Here is a 22,918-nt window from a genome sequence, read left to right on the forward strand (position 1 = left end):
ACTGAAGGTGCAATGCCTCAGGCAGGAGGGCGACTATGAGCGTGAACTTCGCAAACAAGGTGGCTTTCGTCACCGGAGCGTCGAGCGGCATTGGGCGCGCCACCGCGCTGGCCTTCGCGCGCGCCGGTGCCTCGGTGGCAGCGGTCGACATCGACGAGGAGGGGGCGGCGGAAACCGTTCGCCAGATTGAGAAGGGCGGCGGAACCGCAATCGCGCTCACCTGCGACGTGACCTCCGAGGCGGCGGTCTCGGGAGCGGTCCAAGCGACCCTCGACAGCTTCGGCCGACTCGACGCGGCATTCAACAACGCCGGGATCGAGCAGCCTGTCGCACCCCTGGCCGAGATCGGCGAGACCGACCTCGACCACTTGATCGCGGTCAACCTCAAGGGCGTCTTCCTGTGCATGCAGAGCCAGGTGCCCGCGATGCTCGCCGGAGGTGGAGGCACCATCGTCAACACCGCCTCAGGCGCCGGCGTGGTCGGTATCGCGGGCCAGGCCGTCTATTGCGCGACCAAGTTCGGGGTGGTCGGCATGACCAAGGCGGCGGCTCTCGACTACGCCGCGCTCGGCGTGCGGATCAACGCCGTGTGCCCCGGGATCATCCAGACCCCGATGATGGACCGTTTCACCGGGGGTACCGACGAGGGCCGTGCCCGGGTTGTGGCACAAGAACCAATCGGCCGGATGGGGTCCCCCGAAGAGATCGCCGACGCGGTCCTGTGGTTGTCGTCGGATGCGTCGTCTTTCGTCGTGGGCCACGCCATGGTCGTGGACGGCGGGCAGACGGTTTGACGCCGTCCAGCCCGAGAGCGGTCCGGACTTGAACGAGAGGGAGATGCGGATGGCCAGGATCGGCTTCATCGGAGTGGGCGCGATGGGTTCCTCGATCGCCAGTCGGCTGGTGAACGGTCACGACCTCCTGGTCAGTGACCACAATCCTGCTGCTGCCGCGGAACTGGAGACTCAGGGTGCCCGGTTCGCGACACCTGAAGAGATCGCTGAGAAGTGCCGGACCATCTTCCTCTGCCTTCCCGGCCCTCCCCAGGTGAAGGATCTGCTGCTGGGCCCCAAGGGCCTGGCGTTCAGCCTCGCCGCGGAAACGATCATCATCGACACCACTACGGGCACCCCCGTCACCGACTCGGAGCTGGTGGCAACGCTCTCGGAACGGCGGGTGACCTACGTCGACGCCCCGATCGCCGGTGGCGTGAGAAGGGCGCGCGAAGGAACTGCCACGCTCATGGTTGGTGCTGACCCCGAAGTGTTTGCAGGGATACAGGACCTGCTTCATGAAGTGACGACCGAGGTTGTCAATGTCGGCCCGGTCGGGTCGGGTCACGCGATGAAACTCGTCAACAACCTGCTCAACGCGTGCAACCGCTTTGCCGCGTTGGAGACCATTCGTCTGGGAGTCGCGGCAGGGATGAGGCAAGAGGTCGTCGTCGACGTCCTCAACAAGTCGAGTGGCCGGAACTACGCCACGGAGTACACGTTTCCGCAGTTGCTCTCAGGAGACGCGTACAAGCCGCAGGGATTCACCCTCCACCTCATGCTCAAGGACATCCGCCTGGCGAACGAGCTTGCGGAGACCCTCGGCCACACGACTCCGATCGGCAACCTGGTGCAGGAGTTCACGCAGCAGGCGATCGAACGTTTCGGCCCCACCACTGACCAGAGCCAGATGATGGCCGAATGGTATGACGCATGACCGACCCGGGACGTACGAGCGCGATGGCCCCCGACACCATGCTGATCGACGGCGAATGGCGTCAAGCCTCCGACCGGGGAACCTTCGAGTCCGTCAATCCTGTGACGGGGCAGGCCTGGGCTACCTGCCCACGTGCCACGAAGCAGGACGTGGACGACGCGGTCGCCGCAGCGCGCCGTGCCTTCGAGGACGGACCTTGGTCGACTTCCACCCCTCTCGAGCGAGCGCGCCTTCTTCGCAGACTCGGCGACCTTGTCGCCGAGCATTCCGAGGAGCTCGCCCTGCTCCAGGTACAGGAGAACGGCAAGCTATGGCGTGAGGTCGCGGATCAGGCCAAGGCACAGGCCAACGCCTGCTACTTCTTCGCGGGGCTTGCGGAGCATCCGATCGGCCATACCCTCGCCGTGAGCAATCCCCACATGCAGGCCTTCACGCTTCGCGAGCCGGTAGGTGTTGTGGCTGCGATCACCCCGTGGAACAGCCCCATCGCCCAGTTGATCGCCAAGCTCGCTCCCGCCCTGGCGGCCGGCTGCACTATGGTCGCCAAGCCTTCGGAGATCACGCCCATCTCCACGCTGTATCTCGCCCGGCTGATCGACAAAGCGGGATTCCCCCCTGGTGTCGTGAACGTCGTCACGGGCAGCGGTGAAGCGGGGCGCCACTTGGTGGAGCACCCACACGTCGACCACATCTCGTTCACGGGGTCCACCGCCGTGGGGAAGCAGATCGCGGCAACTGCCGGCTCCCGTATGGCGAGGGTGTCCTTGGAGCTGGGCGGCAAGTCCCCCAACATCGTCTTCCCGGACGCTGACCTTCCCAACGCCGTCAACGGAGTCATGGCGGGGATCTTCGCGGCAACCGGGCAGACCTGCATGGCGGGATCGCGAGTGCTCGTTCACCACGACATCTACGACGAGTTCGCCGACGCACTTGCACAGCGGGCCTCGGAGATCAAGATTGGCGATCCGATGGACCCCGCGAGTGAGATGGGCACCGTCGCGTGCCGGTCGCAGTACGACAAGGTTTTCGGTTACGTGGACATCGCTGTGCGAGAAGGCGCACGCCTTGTCGCCGGTGGGAAACGTCCCGACGCCCCTTCACTCAGCCGTGGCCTGTTCATTGAGCCGACCGTGTTCACGGAGGTCACGAACAACATGCGCATCGCATGTGAGGAGGTTTTCGGCCCGGTCGCGGCACTGATTCGGTTCCGGGACGAGGACGAGGCTGTGAAGATCGCCAACGACACCTCTTACGGCCTGGCCGCCGGTGTCTGGACGAATGACGTGTCGCGGGCTCATCGACTGATCCGACGGCTCCGGGCCGGCACGGTCTGGGTCAACAACTACCGCAAGGTCAATTATGTTGCCCCGTTCGGCGGCTTCAAGGAGTCGGGCGTTGGGCGCGAGAACGGCGTCGACGCGATTCACGAGTACACCGAAGTGAAGACCGCGTGGATCACTACGGGGGGAACAATCAAGGACCCGTTCAACCCACGCGCCTGACGAAGGGGCGTACCCACTCAGGGACGTGGTCACGACGCATCGAAGCGGACGGAAACAGGAGTCACTGTGGATCTGAGCCTGAAAGGCAAGACAGCCCTGATCTCGGGAGCCAGCGCGGGCATTGGTCGAGAGACCGCGAAGACACTGGCCCGCGAGGGAGTACAGACGATCGTGGTCGCCCGGCGAGCCCCTGAGCTCGAGGCGTTGGCAGACGAGATTCGAGGGGCGGGTGATCCGGCCCCCGTGCTGATCATTGACGACCTCCTCGATGACGGGGCCTTTGACCGGGTCACAGCGAGACTCATAAACGACTTCGGCGGTATCGACATCGTCGTCAACAACCTGGGGCAGGCTCGGCCGTTCGACCTGGAGACCACCGAGGAGGAATGGAGCGAAGCGTTCCGTCTGAACTTCGCGACCCCGAGAAGGCTCACCACGCCTTTCGTCGCGGGCATGAGGGAACGGGGGTTCGGGCGAATCGTCAATCTCACCGCGACATCGGAGCCGCAGCATGTGAGTGGTTCACTCACATCGAAGGCGGCCGTGCTCATGTGGGCGAAGGGCCTTTCCCGCCTGGTGGCAAAGGACGGCGTGACCGTCAACTGCGTCTCGCCCGGTTACCTGCTGACCGACCAGATCAAGAACAACTTCATCCCTCAGTTCGTCCCTACCGAGAAGGATCAGCGGGACTGGCTCGAGCGGGAGATCCCAACCGGGCGCTTCGGAGATCCCGCCGACGCGGCCACCCTCATCACTTTCCTGTGCTCTCCGCTGGCCGGGTACATCACAGGACAGCGGATCTATGTCGACGGTGGATGGAACCGGCACGTGTGACCGACATGGGGGCCCTGCCCTGCGAACAGAGCTCCGGTGTTGTCGTGTGAGGCCCGGCGCGTGGCGGCCTTGCCACCTCGGTGGCGCCCGGGATCAAGGCTAGGTACGTGCTTCCAAGGCCATGCAGTACGCCCCGCGACCGTGGTAGATCGTGCCTGCCGGCACATCGGCGCTGTGGCGGACTGCCCTTGACAATTCCGTGAGCAACCGAGGCTGTACCGATGAGGTCCCGCCCTGATGGAGCTGCCGGCCGGGGTGTCTCGCCCGTGAGATCCACGCGGCGTACGGCACGAGGCCGTCCAGTCGGTGAGCACTGCCGAGTGTGTCCAGGTCGCTGTCCATTGCGGTGATGTACTCGGCGCCCAGCCTGGCTCCATGCAGGGGAGGCTGTGGGTTACCTCAGCCGTGGGACGTTTGCGAACCTCGTCTTGATGAGGCCGTCCAACTTGGCGAGGGCCATTACACCTTCGCGTGGCGGCCATCATGGCAGCGGCGAGTTGCCCGCCCCGTGGCGCACTGTGCTGGGTGGCTAGGGCGATGTGAGCGAATGCGGCGGCGCCCTTCGGCTGGATCACGGTCGGCGTGTGGCAGCCGCCAAAGGCATCAACGGACCCCCTTTTTTTCGGCTAGCTTCAGTGACCGCTCAACGCAAGGAAGATCTCGCCAGGTGTTGGGCCGGGAGGCGATTGAACTGCCGTGTGCGGTCGAGACCAGGTGCAACCGTCTCGGGGTCACAGGGCGCAAGTTGGGGGCGATCTCGTCACTGGGCTGCAACGGTCCCAGGTGCTGGCGGACGCAGGCGTGGCCGATCCCAGTGTCATGCCGCGCCTGGTGAGTCACTGACAACAGCGTTCACCCTTCCTAGGCGGCTTCGACTGCGGGGGCGCGGATCACCGGCTCGTGCCAGCATGAGGGAACGCTTGCCAAGCAAGGAACAGCATGACTATTGTCTGACTGAAGCGCAGCGTGCAAAATCTCTAACCGAGGGCGGAAACGAACCTATCGATCGCGGCGCATCTTTAGGAGCGGCATGCAAGGGATCGTATTTCGAGGCGAGCGCAAGCTTGAACTGGTGACTTTTCCGGACCCGACACCGGGACCCAATGAAGTCGTCGTCCGGACTGAGGCGTCGGGCATGTGTGGGTCTGATCTGCATATCTACCGCGGATCCAGGGGTGGGACGCACGGCAAGATCGCCGGCCATGAACCCGCCGGCGTGATCGTCGATGTGGGCTCGGAGGTTCCCGGAAGCTGGCTCGGCCGCTCGGTTATGGTTCACCACTACTTCGGCTGCGGCAAGTGCGACCAGTGCAACGCCGGTTGGACTCAGATGTGCCGCAACGGAGCTGTGGCCATGGGGAACACCGCACACGGATCGCACGCCGACCTGGTCAAGGTGCCGTTCGGTGCGATCCTGCCCATGCCTGATGGTTTGTCGTACCTGGCGGCTGCGGCCATCAGCTGCGGCACGGGAACGGCCTGGGGAGCGCTCAAGCGCCTGAATCTGACTGGCGACGACACCATCGCAATCTTCGGCCAGGGCCCGGTCGGACTGGCCGGCACCCAGCTCGCCGTCGCCATGGGTGCCCGTGTGGTCGCCCTCGACATCTCGCCCGCCCGCCTGAAGCGGGCGCACGAGTTCGGTGCGTGGCGGACGATCAACCCCGCGCAGGTGGAGTCGGTCGCCGACGCCGTCCGCGATGTCACCGGCGGCCGTGGCGTCTCGAAGAGCTTGGAGACCTCAGGCGCGTCATCCGCCGCGCAAGCCGCGCTGCACGTGTTGGACCTGTGGGGTGCCGCCTGCTGGGTCGGAGTCGGTTCGACCATCCGGTTCGACCTCACCGAGCACCTGTACAAGCAGATCACCGCGACGACTTCGTGGACGATGTCCATCCCGGCGATGGAGGCCTGCGCCAACTTCGTCGTCGAGCGGGGCGTCAATGTCGATGAGCTCTTCACTGAGCGCTGGAAGCTCACTGATTACGCGGACGCCTATGAGATGTTCGACAAGCAGACGTCGGGCAAGGGCGCCTTTATCCCGTAGTAACCCCACAACGAGAACGGCCAATGACCGGTTGCGCTGATCAACGATTTTCGGCGGCGACTCCGGAGGCGCTTGTGTGGTGTCGGCCTCTTTCCCCATCAGCAGGTGACAATGTGGTCGACGCAGCGCGCGAGCGGTAGTAGCGGCGCAGAATGCGTTGCCGTGGTGGATCAGGCATAGCTGACCCATATCGAGGTAACTGCATCGCTATCAATCAGTGCAGCTTCCACATTCGTTCGGACTATGTAACCAGAGCCGCGTCAGTCGACGTGATGTACAGAAAAGGAAAAGAGAATGGAAGGTCGCGTGCCCGAACTCTCCGGGAAGAATGTCCTCATCACTGGCGCCCTCGGCACAATTGGGCAGGCGCTGGTCGCCCGCTATGCCGAAGAGGGTGCCAACATAATCGCGCTGGATCGGCCGGACGCGCCCGATCCGCAAAAGGTACTGGACGGCATTGCTCAGGGCGTGCGCTATTTCGGCTGCGATCTGAACGACTTGGCTGGGCTGGAGGCCAATGCGGCAGCGCTGGTCGACGATGTCGGCGGAATCGACGTGCTGGTCAACAATGCAGCGCTGGTCATCTTCAAGCAGCACGATGAGTTCACCATCCAGGAATACGAGGACCAGGTTCGGGTGAACTCGTCTGCCGCCTTCGTCCTGTCACGTGTCTGCTCCAAGCAGATGAAGATGAAGCGCTACGGGAAGATCGTCAATATCACCTCGTTGACCCTGACAGGTCGATGGGACGGCTATGTGCCGTACATCGCCTCCAAGGGGGCCATGTACGGCCTGATCAAAGGGCTCGCCCGCGAGCTCGGCGAATACCTGATCAACGTGAACGGCATCTCGCCTGGCGCCGTCGTCTCGGAGGCTGAATTCCGGGACCGAGGTGAAAAGCGCGAAGAGTACCACCAGTGGATCCTCCAGAATCAAAGTATCAAGCGCCGAATCGAGGCCGTTGACATCGCCAACGCAGCCGTATTCCTGTCGACTTCGGTGTCGGACCTGATCTCTGGCCAGAACATTCAGGTCGACGGCGGTTGGTAGTCGGCCGAGAGAGGGCTGGCGACCGCGCATCCTCCAGCCGTTCCGGAGGTGTTGTCGAGCTAGCCAGCAGAGTCCTGCGGGAGTAGTGGATCGCACCCACCGCGAGAGGGGCCACTGACCTCGACATTTGTGACGGCTCGCCGGTTCAACTGGCGGGCCGTTTCGGTGTGTTCGGAGGTCGATGGGCAAGTTGAGGGGCCCGTCTGTCGCGTCGGATGGGCGCCAAGTTCCGCGGCCCCGGCAGGGTGATGCTGCTCGCAGGGACGGGGGAGCGCTGGTCGGGCGGGGTTCGGGAAGGCGGGCGGCTGACCCTGGTCGTTCATGATCACACAGTCCAGGGTCAGTGGGCTGTGAGACGGAGGATGCGACGGCGTCCGGTGATGACGAGTTGGGTGGCAGGTGTGGGCAGCCGGCGCCGCTCGGAGCATCGTCGCAGGCGGAGCCGGCTGGGGCCCCCGCAGACGGGCGGGGCCGGCCAGTCGGAATCGGCGTCCAGGTGGGCCGTGGTCGACGTCGACGCCCTACCCCAATGGCGTGGTCTTGACCATTGCCCTTTCCTGATACTTTGCCCATCTTTAGGCTGCTCTTTGCAGGGATTGAAACATCCAGGGAGAGGACTATCCCTTCCGGAGGTGGAGTGGGTGATGCGATTCTTTCAATGTGACCGAGCAGTGAATTCCTACCCGGGGAATTACTGAACCGCCACTGCGTTGCGGTAGGTATCCCGCGACTTGGGTAATCGGGCAATCGGTGAATCACAACCGCAATCTGGGATCTCTGTCGAATCCGGACGGTTCGCGCGGGGGTCGCATACATGTTCACGAACGGCGGGGATCTAACTGCTCCCCGCTGGCATCATCTGTGAGGAGGCTGAGGAGATCGACGAATCATGATGACAAAACTCAGGATCCCGCGGCTCGGGCTAACGCTTGCGCTTGCGCTCCTGGTATCCGTGCCTTTGTTCGTTCAGGCCAGCGCGACTGAGCGCGGTACGGGTTCCCTCGTTGGCGTGTGGCGTATGACATCTTTGGAAGTCGGCACCGAGGGAAACCTCCAACCTGTGCCCTACTCCGGCCAGATCGTTTTCACCAAGACCGACACCATGTCGGTGCAGGCGATGAACCCCGACGCCAATGTTCCGGACACGCCATACACGAAGAACGGGTACGAAGCCTTCTACGGGACCTTCGCCATCAACAAAGCCGCCAGGACGTTCGGTGTGACCGTCGAGTCATCATTGGCGCGTGACCTCATCGGGCAGAGACTGACGCGCGCGTTCCGAGTATCGGGCAGGACTCTCGTCCTGACGCCGCCGAATCCGGCAGAAGGTTGGCGCGCCACCTATAAGCGCGTCTGATCGGACAGGATCCGCTCACCCGCCACGATTGTTCATGAGTCCCCGTCAGTTCCTGACGGGGACTCTGTGGTGTCTGGGCGGCCAGTGGAGTTGATGTCCGGGGGGCGGTATCCGGACTACCAAGGAACTGGCAACGTCCAAGAGTCGCCGCATGTGATTTGGCGGCACCAGCCGACGTAGCGACGGACTGGTACTGCTCCAGTCGGCAACTCGTTTCTTTCGCGGCCTGAAAGCACTCCTCAGTGCGCCACTGGTGAGACACCCCAAGACGGTTCGAACTTGGCGGAGTTGGCGATAATCCAGGTAGATGCCCTGCTGCGCCTGGTCGCGCTGGTCGATCGGCTGCGGGGTCGAGGAGATGCGGCAGGGGGTGCGGAGCGGTGTCCGACCCCGACGACTGCCCCCCTTGACACCGGTCTGGGCAAGTCTGCCGGTCGAGCAGAGGATCGTGGCGGTGCGTCTGCTGGCGGCCTGGGCGGCTCGGGCAGCGACGGCTCGCAGTCGACGGGAGGACCACGATGACCGCGACATTCCCGCCGCCGTGGGGCCGGTCCCAGGACAAGATCCGCGCTGAGGCGCTTGACCGGGCCGCGGTGGTGTACGTCCGTCAATCCACCCGTCAGCAGGTCGCTGAGCACGGCGAATCGACGCGGCTGCAGTACGCACTGGTCGAACGGGCGGTCGCGCTCGGCTGGGCCCGCTCGCGCGTCGAGGTGATCGATGACGACCTGGGGCATTCCGCGGCGGCGGCCGAGACGCGGCCCGGCTTCGCGAAGCTGGTGACCGAGGTGACGATGGGCCGGGTCGGTCTGGTGCTGGGGGTGGAGATGTCCCGGCTGGCCCGCACCGGCCGCGACTGGCACCAGTTGATCGAGTTGTGCTCGCTGTCCGGTGCACTGCTGGCCGACCCCGATGGCGTCTACGACCCCTCGTACTACAACGACAGGCTGTTGCTGGGGCTGAAAGGGACGATGTCGGAGGCGGAACTGTATCTGATCCGGCAGCGGATGCAGGGCGGGAAGATGGCCAAGGCCGAACGCGGTGAACTGGCCATCCGCCCTCCGATCGGCTACTGGCGCCGCCCGTCGGGGGAAGTGGTGTTCGAGCCCGACGAGCAGGCCAGGACGCTGGTGCACCTGGTCTTCGACACGTTCGCGAGAATCGGCACCCTCAACGGCGTCCTGCGCTACCTGGTCGCCCACGACCTGCAGCTGCCGGTGCGCTCTGCATCAGGGGCGGACAAGGGCGAGTTGACCTGGCGCCGTCCCAGCCGCGAGACGCTGCAGAACATGCTGCACAACCCGATCTACGCGGGATACTACGCCTACGGGCGCCGGCAGAGTGATGTCCGGCGCCGCAAGCCGGGACGGCCCTCGACCGGGCGGGTGGTGACCGCAATGGACTCCTGGCACGTGCTGCTGCCGGACCGGATGCCCGCCTATATCAGCGCCGAGCAGTACGCCGCGAACCTGCGCCGCCTTGAGGCCAACCGGAACACGGCCGCCGCCCCCGGCGCCCCACGCGGCGGATCGGCGCTGCTGGCCGGGCTGCTGCACTGCGGCCTCTGCGGCGGGCACAAGATGACCTCCCACTACCACCGGCGCGGACCGCACCCGCTCACCCACCGGTATGCCTGCGCGTTCTACCCGGTCAACTACGGCACCGGACAGCCATGCCAGACCATCACCGGCCCGGCGCTGGACGCCCACGTAGTCGACCAGGTCCTGGCCGCGGTGCGGCCGGCTGCCGTGGAAGTGTCGCTCAAGGCCGCCGAGCAGGCCGAGGCCGAGCGAGCGGTGCTGGAGACGCTGTGGCGCCAGCGGGTGGAGCGGGCCAGGCTCGCCGCCGAGCGAGCGGCCCGGCAATACCGCCTGGCCGAACCGGAAAACCGCCTGGTCATACGGCAGCTGGAGAAAGACTGGGAGACCGCGCTGGCCGAGCAGGCCCGGCTGGAGGCCGACTATCAACGATTCACCGAGACCCGTCCGGCAGCCTTGAGCGCCGCCGAGCGGGACGCCGTCCACGCCCTGGCAGCCGATCTTCCCCGACTGTGGGCCGATCCACAGGTCACGACGACCGAACGCAAGGAGCTCCTGCGCACGCTGATCGAGAGGATCACCACCGTCGCGGTGGTCGGCCGCAGCGAGCTCGTCGACGTCACGATCACCTGGGCCGGAGGATTCGAGACCCACAGCCGGGCGGTGCGACCGGTCCTGCGCTACGACCAACTGTCGTACTTCCCGCACCTGCTGCAGCGGCTGACCGATCTGGCCGGTCAGGGGATGAACGTCGGCCAGATCACCGCACGGCTCAACACCGAAGGGCTGAGGCCGCCCAAACGCACCACCCGCTTCACCACCGAGCAGGTCGGCAACCTGTTGATCCGCCACGACATCCGCGTCCCCGGGCACCGCCGCACCCCCGCCCCGGACCTGCCTACGCACCAGTGGACCGTCAAGACGCTCGCGGCAGAGCTCGACCTGCCCATCAACACCGTCTACTCCTGGATCTACCGCGGCTGGATCACCTCGGAAAGGCGCCCCGGCCTGCGATTCCGGATCATCCGAGCGGATGCCGCAGAGATCCAGCGCCTCCGCGCACTGCGCGACCTGCCCCGCGGCCATCACACAAAAACCCGCTGGCAGGCACCCGTCCCACCCCAACCCCACAACAACACCGAGAGGCAAGAGCCATGAAAAACCATCCCGATATGGGGAGCACTACGGGTGGCACACCTCGGTCGCCCATCTGGGGCTGGCTATCCAGACCTGTTCGCAAACGTCCACCTCCGTGGGGCGAAGGCGAGGTAATAGGCAACCTCCTCGCGCGGGCCGGGCGACGACGGGCCAGCACCCAACGGCGATGTTATGGAAGTGGCAGCCCGCCTCGCGGAGTCTGGGCTGGTCAGCTGTGACGCTCGTTTGACGCTGCGACTGTCTAACGCTACTAACGCAGCTCGGGGAAAGTGCCTGTGACCTGCATGTTCTCTGGGTCTTTCGCAAGCCGACGTCTTCTCGATGACTCACCACGTGGAGTGCACGCCTGGGCCTGTGGCGATCGGGATGCGGCCAAGGCGCTGGTCCGGTCCGCGCTGGAGAGCATGCGGGACTTCGACGAGTACGCGATGGTCGGGCGGATGCTGGTACTGCTCGCCTGGGCCACCGGCTGCGCCGGCGATCACGGGCGGGCGGCCCGGCTGCTGGGCGCTACCGGCGCCCTGTGGAGCAAGGCCACCTCTCAGCGTTCGGCCCGCAGGTGGCCGAGGGCCACAGACGCTGCGAGAGTGCGGCCGCCGGCGCCATGGGGCAGAGGAGGTCCAGGTCAGTGCCGGGGACCTGCCACCGGCGAGGAAGGGGAGGCAGGTGGAACAGGGACGGTGGTGGTGCGAGAGGTGGTGCGCTGCGGTCGCTGCGGACTGGTCTGACGGGTTCCGGTTCCGTGGGCGAGTTCTTGGGCGAGGTCGGCGAGGAGGCCGGCCGGGGTGTAGACGGAGGCGCCAATGGCCCAGGTGGGGTGGTCGATGCTGAGGCCCGCCCAGATGGTCCATGTGTCGAGGGGAGTGTGGGGTGCCTGGGCGGCGAAGGCGTCGAATTGGACGCCGGCATCCTCCTGATGGGTCTGCCAGCGCAGCCAGCGTCCGTCCACGGTGTGCGTCCACCCTGCTGCGGTGAGGGGGCGGGTTGCCTCGGTGACGGTCTTGTCGATGGCGGGGGTGTCAAGGGCTGTCTCCCAGGCGTCTCCGGAGGCGAGAACCGTGAGCAGGGTGTTCAGGACGGGGGCAGGTGTGGCGGCGGTGATGGTCATGTGCCACATGCGGTCGCTGACCGGTGTTTCGTAGGCGGCGATGGTCCACTTCGGGTCACGGGACCGGGCGTCGTGGTCGAAGAGGATGCGCAGGGTGAGTGATTCGTGGTTGGCGATGGTGGTGTTGTCGTCCCAGGTGCGGTACTTCTCCCAGTCGTTGTTCTCCGTGAGGAAGCCGTTGAGCAGGGCTTCGTGGTCGTCAGGGTCGGCTTCGTAGGAGGGGACCCTCTCGACGTGCGAGGCGGCGGGGGTTTGCGCCGTGTCGGGTGAACGGGGGCTGGTGCGTGCCTGGGCGGTCTGCTGTTCGATGTCGGTCATGGGTGCGGGTCCGGGGCGTACGGCGTCGCCGTGAAGGCGTTGGAAGGAGGCGAGGGCCTGGGCGGGGGATTCGAGTCTGTCGGCGATGGAGCGCAGGTGGTTCTCGCCGTGCAGGGCGACCGTCCCTCCGTCGAGGTAGGTGCCGATGGCGACGGTGGTCCAGCTGTCGTGGGCATGGGCGTGGATGATGAGCCGGCCGTGGCGGATGTCGTCGTAGATGGTCTGGGTTGCGTTGGAGACCTCCCGTACTTCGGCTCGGGTCAGCCAGTGCATGGGGTAGTTCGCCCAGGTCCATTCCTCGTCGATGGTTTCGCGTAGCCGGGGTGTGATCTCGGTGGTGATGCCTTCGGCGTGCAGGGCGTGGGTGGCCTGGTGGGCCCAGTAGGGCTCTTCGTGGTCGATCCGGGCCAGGACCATGGTGTGGTCGTCGAGGTTCTCGAAGCCGCGGGCGGCCAGGATGGCCTGGGCGGCGCGGTGGTGGGTGCCGGTGAGGGTGGCGGTCACGGCGCTGGTGTGGGCGAGGTGGGTGTCGAAGCGGACGTGGGCGTCGATCGAGTGGTCGGACATGGAGGTGGGGCTCGATTCGGGTTCGGTCTCGGATGTGGGTTGGCCGGGTCCGGTGATTGAGGTCATCGGTGGGTGCGTGCGGAGGTGAAGGCCGGCCGGTGAGGCGGACCTGCCCGGGGGGCCGGGGCTGGGCGTGCCGGGGGCCGGGTGGTGGGCGATGGGGCTGGAGTGGTGGCGCGGTTCCAGCGGGTGCGCAGGGAGTTGAGCTCGGCCAGGGCGCGGCGGCTGCCGGTGATGAGCTGGTGGGGGGTGTTCGCGGGGTCGTCGGTGTAGGCGGTGATCCGGTCGGCAACCGCGCGGGTGCGGGCGAGGAGGGCGCGCCGGAGGATTCTCTCGCCCCAGTACTCGGGGGAGCCGGCGGGTGTGGAGACCAGGGCCATCAGGTCTTTGGGGGTGAGGGAGTCGGTGAGCAGCCCGCGGTGCTGGGCCTCGCCGAGGACGGTGACCGGGTCGACCATGTCGCCGCGGTGGACCAGCGCCGTGATGGACTGCCAGAGCGCGGCGTGCAGCGGTAGCAGGAAGTCCGCCTCGGTCAGCCACCGCATCTGCTGGACCTCTGCCGGATAGGCGGTGGCGGTCGCCAGGAGGAGGCGCTCTTCGTCGAGGTCTTCCTTGCCGGCCTGCCGTGGGACATCCGGGGGGAGTGCCGTGCGGGGGAAGGAGCCGGGGTGCGGGGCGAACTGTGCGGCGAGGGAATCCAGGACGCGGCCGATGTCGTCGGCCAGGCCGAGCGTCGCGGCTACCGGGTTGGGCAGGCCCGGGTCGGTTGCGGTGGACGCGAGGCGCTCGGCGTGCCCGCGCAGAATCCGGCGGGCGTTGTCGGCGCGGATCATCCTGGCGTATGCCGCAGTGTGCTTGGGCTGCGGGCAGAACTGGATGAGGGCGTGGAGGTAGGAGGCGCTCAGGCCGCGAGCGTGAGGACGGGCGTGGTCCAGCACCGCGTTGAGCCAGGCGGTGTCCTTGGCGTGGGCGGCGGGAGCGTGCGGATCGCGGTGAACAACGCGGCGTGGGTGTGGCTGTCGAAGTGGTGGGCGATCAGCGGCTCGGTGTCGGCCAGCCGCGCGGGCTCGAGGAGGAGGGCGCCGAGGAGGGCCTGCTCGGCGTAGTGCACGGGCTTCGGCGCCGGGACGTGGTCGAGGCCGTCGTCGTCATGGGGATCGGGGGTGTGGGGCATCAGGCGGTGAGGGTGAAGTCAGCAGGGTTGAAGGGCTTGTTGAGGTGCGGGGCGAGCAGGTGTGCGGCCAGGCGCGGGGGGACGGCGTTGCCGATCTGTGAGAACATCTGGCCCTTGTTGCCTTGCCACGGATAGTCGGCTGGGAAGCTCTGCAGCACGCCCGCTTCCCGGGCGGTGATCTTGATCGGCTCCGGTGCCGACCCCGCTGCCTCGACGGTGGGTTCGGCGACCCAGGTGCACTCGTTGGCTCGGTGGCCGAAGAAGAGCGTGCCGGCGGGTTCGTCGGATCGGCGGATGGTGGCGTTGGTCTGGTTGTTGCTGCGAAGCGACCACGACCAGCGGTGCGCCTCGGCAGTGGACGTGGGGGCTGGAGGGTCTGCGGGGCGGTTGTCGCGGGCGCCGTGCCGGGCGGTCCAGCCGGAGCCCTCTCGCCGGGAGGCCAGGACGATGTCGGAGTCGGGGCGGGGTGCCCAGGTGCCGCGGGCGCGTGCGTCGGTGAGGGTCTTGCGGGAGCCGGAGGGGAAGGGCTCTGGGCCTCCGCCTGGTCCGCCGCCCGCGCACACAGTGGGCACGGGCCGGTCGGTGGCGCCCCAGCCCAGAGCCTCCGCCATGGACACCCAGCGGGCGCGGCCGGGCCCGAACAGGCTTTCCGGCTCGGCCAGTTGTGCATGCGTGGGAGGTGGGGGCTCGGCGGTCCGTACCCGCGAAGCGAGCAAGATCGCCCTCCGCCTGGTCTGCGGGACACCGTAGTCGGCGGCGTTGAGAATGCCGACCCACACCGAGAAGCCCCAAGCGCGCAGGATGGCCGCGTACTGCTTCCACAACGGCAGAACGTCGGGGACCTCTTCCATGGCCACCCATTCGGGCTCGCCCACGGTGTTCAGGGCGTGCAGGTAGCGCATGGGCTCGGCCGCAAGGAGAGAGCGTTCGTCCGCGCACGCGCCGAGCAGCTGCTCGCGGGTGTCGCGTCCGGCCGCAAGGTCGGCCACGGCCTGGTGGACGAGCGGCTGGTCGACCAGACCGAGGCGCTTGCCCGCCATGCTCCATGCCTGACACGGAGGGGAGGCAATCAGCCCGAGGATCCGGCCGGAGAAGATCCACGTCGGATCGCGGGCGACATCGGTCCGGATCGTCAACTGCCCTGCCATGGCCCGGGTCTTGCAGGCCCACTCGTCCCACTCCAGGCCGATGTCCCGCGCGCCGAGGACGGTGAGCGCGTGGCTCCAGCCGCCGGGCCCGGCGAACAGATCGAGGATGATCCTCCTCACGAGGCCAGTCCGAAGTCGTCCTGCACCGGCTCGTGCTCGGAGGCTCCGCGGCAGGCCCAGGGAGAGCAGCCGTCGACCACGCCGTTCTCCAGCTCCTCCACCGTGGCGGCACCATCGTCGAGTTCCTGCTTGCGCGCAGCCCACTCCGCGGCGGTGACGTGATCGATGGGGGCCTGGTCGAGCGGGACACGGGAGCGGTGCAGGAACGCCTGGCCCAGCAGCCGGTTCCCGGAGGCGTTCGCGCGGGCGTTGCCCTGGCGGATGTCTGCGTCGAACGCGACCACGTCCGCCCATTCCTCCGGACTGCTGTCCCGGATATTCCTCCACTGTGCGTTTCCATAAAATGGACAGGTTGTTGAGAATCGAGACAGGAGCGTGACCTTTCGGTGAGTGAGGGGGCGGGGACGCCTGGAGGCGGCCCATCGAGGGGCGTTGCGGCGGTCTTGGCCTGGCCCGTAGGGTGCTCTGATGTCTTTGCTGAACCTGCGTCACGCGGTCCGTGCGGTCGTTCTGGATGGGGAGGACCGCATCCTGCTGTGCCGGTTCGTGCTTCCGGAGAGGGTGGTTTGGGCAGCTCCCGGAGGAGGGATCGAGGCTGGCGAGTCACCTCAGGAAGCGCTGCGCCGCGAGCTGCATGAGGAGATCGGGTTCGTGATCGACCGTTCACCGCAGCATGTGTGGCATCGGAGGGTCGTCGGGCCCGGCTATGTGAGCGGGTATGACGGCGCGATTGAGGACTACTTCCTCATCCGCACTGCTGCCTTCCAGCCGGACGGTGCGCTGTCGAGTGACGAGTTGGCTGCTGAAAACATCACGGGTTTCCGCTGGTGGCAGCTGTCAGAGATCGCCGATTACCAAGGGTCGGACCTCTTTGGGCCGCGTGATCTTGCAGGTCCACTAGCCGGTTTGATCAAGGACGGAGTCCCCGATCAGCCACTGGAGCTTGGTCTGTAAGTCTGGTCGGCCGTTGGCGACTGCGCTGGTGTCAGCGGTGAGGCTGTTCGGCGCGGCTTGTTGAATTTCGGGGGCGTCATTCGGCGTCTTCTTGCGCTGGGCGGGACACGGTGTTCATCAGCTGGGTCAGAGGAATGAAGCTGCCCGTGGTGCCGAGTTCCCCGGGTGTGGGGCCAGCTGGCGTGGGGGTGTCGGCAAGTCGCTCGGCCAGGGCAGTGACCGCTTCGCGGTCTCCTTCAAGGGCTTCGCGTTCGTCGTCGGTCAGGTCGAGCCGTTCGAGCATCTGGTTGATGCCGTCCTTGACGGCCAGAAGCTGGCCCTGCGCGGACTGCTTGGGGACGTAGAACGGACAGCGCGCGCCTGCCATTCGGTGGGGGCATTTGGCGAAGAAGTCGTAGCTGCAGTAGCCCTCACCCAGGTCGTAGTACTTCCATGGCTGTTCGCCGCCCGCGGCGGCTCCGGTGAGGATGGACTCGCGGTCGATGAGGACCTGGATGGTGCGGACGTTGCGGGCGAAGTAGTCGGCCTTCTTGTAGGCGGCGGTGAGGGTGCGCTGCAGGATCGCCGCGTAGTAGCGGGTGCTGGCGGGGTGTTTGTGGCCGAGCCATTGCTGCAGGTCGTTGAGGGTCAACGGTTCGCGGGCGTTGAGGAGTTGGGTGGCGATGGTGGCACGGGCTCGGTGGCTGGTCAGCGCGCCATGGGAGTCGGTCTGCGGGACGCCGGACTTGCGGCAGAGGACGGGGATGATGTTGTGGTTGAGGTAGTCCTTGCCGACGAGCTGGCCGCGGTGGCAGAACAGGTGTGGTCGCTTCTGCCCGGTCTTGCGGTCGATCAGGTCGGGCTGGGGCGGCCGGATGAGTTTCCAGGCGTCGATGAGCTGGCCGACGATCGGGTCGACCGGCTTGTTGAACGGCCGGGAGGTCTTGTTCTGCGGGATGTGCAGCAGGCAGATGGTGAAGGGCTCGCCGGTGGTGTCGTCGGTGGCCTGGTCCCAGGTGACGCAGTCCAGTTCGAGCCGGCGGATCTCGTCGACGCGGCAGCCGCCGAACAGCCAGACGCCGACCATCGCCCGGACCATCTCGACGGGATAGTAGGTGGCCTTCCAGCCGGCTTCGCGGGCCCGGCCGGAGCCGTAGGGCTTGAGGTCCTCGGCGTTCAGGGTCAGCCCGGCGGCCATGAGCTTGGCCCATGACGCATCGTCGATGATCCTGGGGTTCGGTCCCATCTGGGCGCGCAGGGACAGCGGCATGCTCATCACACGGCGCGGATCGAAGCGCGGCTTGATCCATTCCCATTCGGTGAGGTCGCAGAAGAACCCGCGGATGCTGTCGATCCGCGCCGCCCGGCCGCCGGGGGAGATGGGCTGGCCGAAGCGGCTGCGGTTGCGGTTGTGGCCGGCCCACTGACCGACGGTGGCCTGCATGGTGTCGGCGACGTACTCGGCCGCCATGTCCCTGGTCCACTGATCCGGTGCGATGACGTCGGCGTGCTTTTCCGCGGCCCAGCGTCCGGCGATGAGGGTGACGGAGAACATGGAGCGGATGGTGCCGGGCTCGTGCGTGGAGAACTTCCGCCAGCGCAGGGCCCATTCGGCCCATTCCGGCGGGACGGTGGAGAGCATGTCCGAGCGGGGACCGGCCTTGTTCTCGTTGCTGTGCAGCGGGGCGGGGATGATGCCCTTGCCCGCGAGCACCCGGGAAAGCTTGATCAGGCCGCGGCGACGGCTGTTGAGGCCGGCAACTTTGTCGTACTCGGCCACCAGTTGGCGCACCAGAGTGTCGGTGAGGTCTTCCAGGTGAGGGCTTCCGGCGCTGAGGAGGGCGTCGAGGACCGCGTTGCCGACCTGCCACTCCAGCAGGTGCGGGGAGGTCTGCCAGGAACTCAGCGTCTGCTCGACCTCGTGCAGTGCGGGCCCGGTCGCTCCGGGGCCGAAGACCATATCCGCGAGCCTGTGCATCTGGTTAATACCGGCGGTGTGATGCAGGCGGTGATGCCCGCCGAGGAGATGCCCGAGGGCTGCGATGCGCAGACGGGCCGGCCCGGCCGCGGCGGACACCTCCGCCCAGGTGGCTTCGTCCCACGACTGGTAGGAGAGGCCAGAGGCTCGTACTGCGTCGAGTACCCGGTTGCGTGCGGCGCGGCCGGTCTTGCGGGGCCATTCGCGTACGGGTTCGTCGACCGGGCGCATCAGCTCGAACAGGGCTTCACGTGCAATCTTGCCGGTGGGGGCTTGGCCGGTGTCGGCGGGGTTCATGGCTCCTCCAGCAGTGAGGCGAGCAGTCGCTCGCGGTCGGCGTGGATGGTGGTGTTCGCGCGGTAGAAACGGGCGGCCAGTTCACGGCCGGACAGGTGGATGTAGCGCATCGTGGTCGCCAGATCGCGGTGGCCGGCGTACTGGGCGATCTGGTCAAGGGTCCAGTCGGCGCGGGCCAGGTCGGTCAGCCGTAGATGCCGGAAGGTGTGGGTGGACAGCCGGGCGGCCCCGGCATTTCGGGCGATGTGCTCGACGGTCTTCGACCAGATGGAAGGTCCCAGCGGCGCACCGTAGTTGCGGTTCGACACCGACCGGAACAGCGGCCCGTCGATCCGGCCGAACAGTGTGCGACGTTCGCGGAGATAGGCCACGAACAGCTGCGACGAGGTCCTGCCGAACGCCACCTCCCGGGCCCTCTGAGACTTGGTGGTCTCTGCCCGCAGGTGGATGAGACGGTGTGCGGGCTCGAAGTCTTCGACATCGAGTTGGGCGAGCTCTTCGCGGCGCAGGGCACCGTCGTAGGCGAGCGTGACCATCAGCCGGTTGCGCAGCGATTCCGCTGCACAGGCAGCCAGGATCCGTTGCCAGACCTCCTCGGCGGGGATCCACGGGGCTTGCTCGATGTGCCGTACCAAGCCCTGACGGGGTCTTCGGCCACCGCGTCCGGCCTGCCCCCGGCGGACCGGGTTCTGCTCGCGCCGGCCGTCTTCCACCAGGTATTCGTAGAAGGACCGGACCGCGACCAGTCGCTGTTGGATGGTCGCGTTCGCCAGGCCCGTCTCGGCCTGGCGTGACCCTTTCGACGCGTGTCTGACGGCTCGGGGCCGGTCCAACATGTTCCTGATCCAGGCGGCGACGGTGTCCGCGCGGGCCATCAGCGGGTCTGTTGCTTCCGCGGCGCGGAACCGCAGGTGGTCCTCGACCGCACGCCCGTATGCGTCGATCGTGTTGGGTGCTCGACCGATGTTCGCGGTGAACTGCAGCCACCGGCGGGCCAGTTGATGCTCTGCAACAGTGGGGAACTTGCCCCACGGTATCGGGGCCATGACTGCAGGCTAGTACTCCAGCAGTACTTCGTGGCTTGACCTGGGGAAACGTCGAGCGGTGGGAGTGTAGCGGGCGGGAAGTCGTCACGGACGGCTTCTGCCCGCACGCCCCTCGAAGGAGTGCCCCCGACGTCGGTAGTGGCAGCGGCGGGCCACCGCTTGGCGTCGTCGGCGCCAGTGCGACCAGCTCAGCACGTGAGTGAGGGTGTGAAGGTCTCGGGGTGTGTGAGCTGCCAGGAGTCGCCGCACTTCTGCCACGGTGAGCTCGATGACCACGGCATCCTCACCGGTGGATCCCCTTTTTCGGCTGCTCGCGCGCTCATCGCAACGAGGAAGGTGTGGGCGAGCATGGCCAGGGTGATGTGCCGGTACCAGCCGACGTAGCGGCGGACTTCGTACTCGTCCAGGCCGCACTCGTTCTTCGCTGCCTGGAAACACTCTTCGATCGCCCACCGGGCGCCGGCAACGCGCACCAGTTCGTCCACGCCGACATCCAGCGGTGCGTAGCCGAGGTAGTAGGCGATCTCGTCCGGCCGGCTCAAGCTGCGCCGTGCCAGCGCCCACCGTCGACGGATCAACACGCCGTCCTGGTGGTCGTACTCGGACACTGGGCGCAACTGGACGGCTGCCCAGTCGTATTCGCGCTGTCCCTTCGCGCCCGCGCCGCAGGAACGGCGTTCCCATGCCTGGTCGGGGGCCTGCTCGAAGGCCTTGTCGATGCGTGGGCCGGCCAGGGAGAACTGGGACTTGGGGACGGCGAGGACGTAGCCGACGCCGGATGTTTCCAGCATCCGGCGGAAGCGGTTGTCCTGTCCGTAGGCGGCGTCCGCCGTGACCCAGGCGACCGGCAGCGGCGAGGCCAGCGCCCTGCGGACGATCGTCGCCGCGAGGGTGTTCTTGGTGGCGAACTCCCGCTCGTCGGGGACCTTGGCGGCGCGGCAGCGGTCACGGTCGTCCGTCCAGGACTTGGGCAGGTAGAGCTCGCGGTCCACCAGGGCGCGGCCGGCTGTGCTGGTGTAGGCGGCGAAGACGCCGATCTGGCAGTTCTCGGTGCGGCCGGCGGTGCCGGAGTACTGCCTTTGGACTCCGGCGGATGTAGTGCCCTTCTTCAGGAACCCGGTGTCGTCGATGATCAGTACACCGTCGGGGCGGCCGAGGTGTTCGGCGACGTAGGTCTGCAGGTCGTCGCGGATGTCGTCGGGGTTCCAGCGGGCTCGGGAGAGCAGGTGCTGCAGTCCGTCCGGGGTGGCGTGGCCGGCGTGTTCGGCAAGTTGCCAGCTGTTTTTTCGGGCCACCGGGGCGAGCAGTGCGCGCACGTAGTCCCGCATGCGGCGGCGTGGTTCGACACGGCCGAAGTGGCGCCCGATGGTGGTGAAGAGGTGGTCCAGGTCGCGGTCCCAGGTCTCGGCTGCCTGTTCGGTGATCACGACCCGAGGCTTCCCAGGCCCGGGGCGACCTTGCCATCGGGGGCACTCCTTCGAGGGGCGTGCGGGCAGAAGCCGTCCGTGACGACTTCCCGCCCGCTACACTCCCACCGCTCGACGTTTCCCCAGGTCAAGCCACGAAGTACTGCTGGAGTACTAGTACTCCAGCCGTAGATCGTGATCTTGCGGGTCCGAGCCGGTCTGGGAGCGAGTGCGGCCACCGTTGATCATCAGTGTGTGAAGACAGAAGATCAGTCGGTGGCCGCAGGTCACAGCATAGATCCTGCACGTTGGCAGAACATGTTCGAGGCCCTGATGGGCCGAATCGCTGGACGGTTCGGGCGGGTGGAACCGCGGCGCCGGGCACGGGAGTTCGTCCTTGGCCTGTTGTCGGACCTACCGCGCAAGAACTGCTGGACGCTCGCCGAGCATGCCGGGGACGCGACACCGGACGGCTTGCAGCATCTGCTGTCCAGGGCGAAGTGGGACGCCGACGCGGTCCGTGACGACCTCCGCGGTTTCGTCATCGAGCAACTGCAGGACGACGACGCGGTGTTGGTCGTCGATGAGACCGGCGATCTCAAGAAGGGCACCGCCACGGTCGGGGTCCAGCGCCAGTACACCGGCACCGCCGGACGCATCGAGAACAGCCAGGTCGCCGTCTACCTCGCCTACTCCACCCCGCGCGGCCATGCGGCGATCGACCGGGAACTCTATGTCCCGCGCTCCTGGACCCAGGACGCGTCCCGCTGCCAGGCCGCCGGGATACCCGACACCGTGCGCTTCGCCACGAAACCCGCACTCGCCGCCCGCATGATCGGCCGTGCCATGGATGCCGGCATCCTCGTATCCTGGGTGGCCGGCGACGAGGTCTACGGGAGCAACCCGCACCTGCGGGCCGCGCTGGAGCAACGGCAGCTCGGCTACGTCCTGGCCATCGCCTGCGACCACCAGATCACCACCCGCGCAGGCAGAATCCGCGCCGACGCACTGGCCAAGAGGCTCCCGAAACGGGCCTGGCAGAAGCTTTCCGTCGGGGCCGGAGCCAAGGGGCATCGCTACTACGACTGGGCCCTGGCCGATACCGCCGACGAGAGGCCCGGCCACCACCATCTGCTCGTCCGCCGCAACCGCAGCAGCGGTGAACTCGCCTTCTACCGCTGCTACTCGGCGGCCCAAGTGCCCCTGTCCACCTTGGTGAAGGTGGCCGGACGCAGATGGACGGTCGAAGAGATCTTCCAGTCCAGCAAGGGTCTGGCCGGACTGGACGAGCATCAAGTCAGACGCTGGACGTCCTGGCACCGATGGGTCACCCTCGCGATGCTGGCCCATGCCTTTCTCGCGGCAGCCACCGCCCACGAACGCGCTGACACACCGGCTCCGGACGGACTGATCCCGCTGACCTGCAACGAGATCCAGCACCTGTTCAGCACACTCGTCACCCAGCCCATCCACCCAGCCACACATAGGCTTCGCTGGTCCGCATGGCGACGACGCCACCAGGCCCGATCCCGGGCCAGCCATTACCGGCGCCGAACGGCTGTGAGGTGACGATCCCGATCTGCTGCACGGGCGGCCGGGGACGCCATGGAGTTGGCTGTCATGGTTGACG

General features: G+C 66.8%; 18 protein-coding genes. 10 read left to right on the forward strand and 8 right to left on the reverse strand.

The genetic code is table 11. The annotated features are described in order from the left end of the window. The first annotated feature begins 35 nt into the window (after positions 1-35). From OG858_RS40600 to OG858_RS40635, 8 genes are all read left to right on the forward strand, one after another. Entirely contained in the window at positions 36-794 is a 759-nt protein-coding gene (locus OG858_RS40600; RefSeq protein WP_327725626.1) for a glucose 1-dehydrogenase, read from the forward strand. After that, entirely contained in the window at positions 736-1,710 is a 975-nt protein-coding gene (locus OG858_RS40605; RefSeq protein ID WP_327725627.1) for an NAD(P)-dependent oxidoreductase, read from the forward strand. The genes OG858_RS40600 and OG858_RS40605 overlap by 59 nt, the downstream gene beginning before the upstream one ends. Continuing rightward, the gene (locus OG858_RS40610) at positions 1,707-3,212 is read left to right on the forward strand and encodes an aldehyde dehydrogenase (RefSeq protein ID WP_327725628.1); all 1,506 of its coding nucleotides are present in this window, start codon (positions 1,707-1,709) and stop codon (positions 3,210-3,212) included. The genes OG858_RS40605 and OG858_RS40610 overlap by 4 nt, the downstream gene beginning before the upstream one ends. Positions 3,213-3,278: 66 nt before the next feature. Further along, entirely contained in the window at positions 3,279-4,046 is a 768-nt protein-coding gene (locus OG858_RS40615) for an SDR family NAD(P)-dependent oxidoreductase (RefSeq protein WP_327725629.1), read from the forward strand. A 1,030-nt stretch (positions 4,047-5,076) separates the two neighbouring features. Next, positions 5,077-6,090 (forward strand): zinc-binding dehydrogenase, encoded by a 1,014-nt coding sequence (locus OG858_RS40620; RefSeq protein WP_327725630.1) that lies wholly within the window; start codon positions 5,077-5,079, stop codon positions 6,088-6,090. A gap of 294 nt (positions 6,091-6,384) precedes the next feature. Beyond that, the gene (locus tag OG858_RS40625; RefSeq protein WP_327745480.1) at positions 6,385-7,140 is read left to right on the forward strand and encodes an SDR family oxidoreductase; all 756 of its coding nucleotides are present in this window, start codon (positions 6,385-6,387) and stop codon (positions 7,138-7,140) included. A gap of 889 nt (positions 7,141-8,029) precedes the next feature. Further along, positions 8,030-8,497, forward strand: a complete 468-nt coding sequence (locus OG858_RS40630) for a lipocalin-like domain-containing protein (RefSeq protein WP_327725632.1) — start codon at positions 8,030-8,032, stop codon at positions 8,495-8,497. 518 nt (positions 8,498-9,015) lie between these two features. Continuing rightward, on the forward strand, positions 9,016-11,193 hold the full coding sequence (locus OG858_RS40635; RefSeq protein ID WP_327745481.1) for a recombinase family protein: 2,178 nt from the start codon (positions 9,016-9,018) through the stop codon (positions 11,191-11,193). A gap of 625 nt (positions 11,194-11,818) precedes the next feature. On the opposite strand, the gene OG858_RS40640 is transcribed toward OG858_RS40635, so the two are convergent. From OG858_RS40640 to OG858_RS40660, 5 genes are all read right to left on the reverse strand, one after another. After that, positions 11,819-13,186, reverse strand: coding sequence for a DUF317 domain-containing protein (locus tag OG858_RS40640; protein ID WP_328543933.1), 1,368 nt, complete (start codon positions 13,184-13,186; stop codon positions 11,819-11,821). Between the two features lie 62 nt (positions 13,187-13,248). Further along, entirely contained in the window at positions 13,249-14,124 is an 876-nt protein-coding gene (locus tag OG858_RS40645; protein WP_328543932.1) for a DnaB-like helicase N-terminal domain-containing protein, read from the reverse strand. Then, positions 14,088-14,360: a DnaB-like helicase N-terminal domain-containing protein gene (locus OG858_RS40650; protein ID WP_328543931.1), complete on the reverse strand. Its 273-nt coding sequence runs from the start codon at positions 14,358-14,360 to the stop codon at positions 14,088-14,090. Before OG858_RS40650 ends, OG858_RS40645 begins: the two co-directional genes overlap by 37 nt. Continuing rightward, positions 14,360-15,619 (reverse strand): DNA cytosine methyltransferase, encoded by a 1,260-nt coding sequence (locus tag OG858_RS40655; RefSeq protein ID WP_328545268.1) that lies wholly within the window; start codon positions 15,617-15,619, stop codon positions 14,360-14,362. The genes OG858_RS40650 and OG858_RS40655 overlap by 1 nt, the downstream gene beginning before the upstream one ends. A gap of 5 nt (positions 15,620-15,624) precedes the next feature. Beyond that, positions 15,625-15,912 (reverse strand): hypothetical protein, encoded by a 288-nt coding sequence (locus OG858_RS40660; RefSeq protein ID WP_256960246.1) that lies wholly within the window; start codon positions 15,910-15,912, stop codon positions 15,625-15,627. A 184-nt stretch (positions 15,913-16,096) separates the two neighbouring features. Between OG858_RS40660 and OG858_RS40665 the strand changes: the two genes are divergently transcribed. Beyond that, on the forward strand, positions 16,097-16,582 hold the full coding sequence (locus OG858_RS40665) for an NUDIX hydrolase (protein WP_328543930.1): 486 nt from the start codon (positions 16,097-16,099) through the stop codon (positions 16,580-16,582). A gap of 76 nt (positions 16,583-16,658) precedes the next feature. On the opposite strand, the gene OG858_RS40670 is transcribed toward OG858_RS40665, so the two are convergent. The 3 genes from OG858_RS40670 to OG858_RS40680 all read right to left on the reverse strand — a co-directional run bounded on the left by OG858_RS40670 (position 16,659) and on the right by OG858_RS40680 (position 21,309). Next, positions 16,659-18,836: a tyrosine-type recombinase/integrase gene (locus OG858_RS40670; protein WP_256960245.1), complete on the reverse strand. Its 2,178-nt coding sequence runs from the start codon at positions 18,834-18,836 to the stop codon at positions 16,659-16,661. Further along, positions 18,833-19,882, reverse strand: a complete 1,050-nt coding sequence (locus tag OG858_RS40675; protein WP_086747111.1) for a tyrosine-type recombinase/integrase — start codon at positions 19,880-19,882, stop codon at positions 18,833-18,835. Before OG858_RS40675 ends, OG858_RS40670 begins: the two co-directional genes overlap by 4 nt. 188 nt (positions 19,883-20,070) lie before the next feature. Beyond that, on the reverse strand, positions 20,071-21,309 hold the full coding sequence (locus OG858_RS40680) for an IS701 family transposase (RefSeq protein ID WP_456243134.1): 1,239 nt from the start codon (positions 21,307-21,309) through the stop codon (positions 20,071-20,073). Between the two features lie 312 nt (positions 21,310-21,621). Between OG858_RS40680 and OG858_RS40685 the strand changes: the two genes are divergently transcribed. Next, positions 21,622-22,857 carry an IS701 family transposase gene (locus OG858_RS40685; protein ID WP_328545267.1) on the forward strand — a complete coding sequence of 412 codons (1,236 nt, stop codon included), beginning with the start codon at positions 21,622-21,624 and terminating at the stop codon, positions 22,855-22,857. Positions 22,858-22,918: the final 61 nt, after the last annotated feature.

Source organism: Streptomyces europaeiscabiei, assembly GCF_036346855.1.
Taxonomy (GTDB): domain Bacteria; phylum Actinomycetota; class Actinomycetes; order Streptomycetales; family Streptomycetaceae; genus Streptomyces; species Streptomyces europaeiscabiei.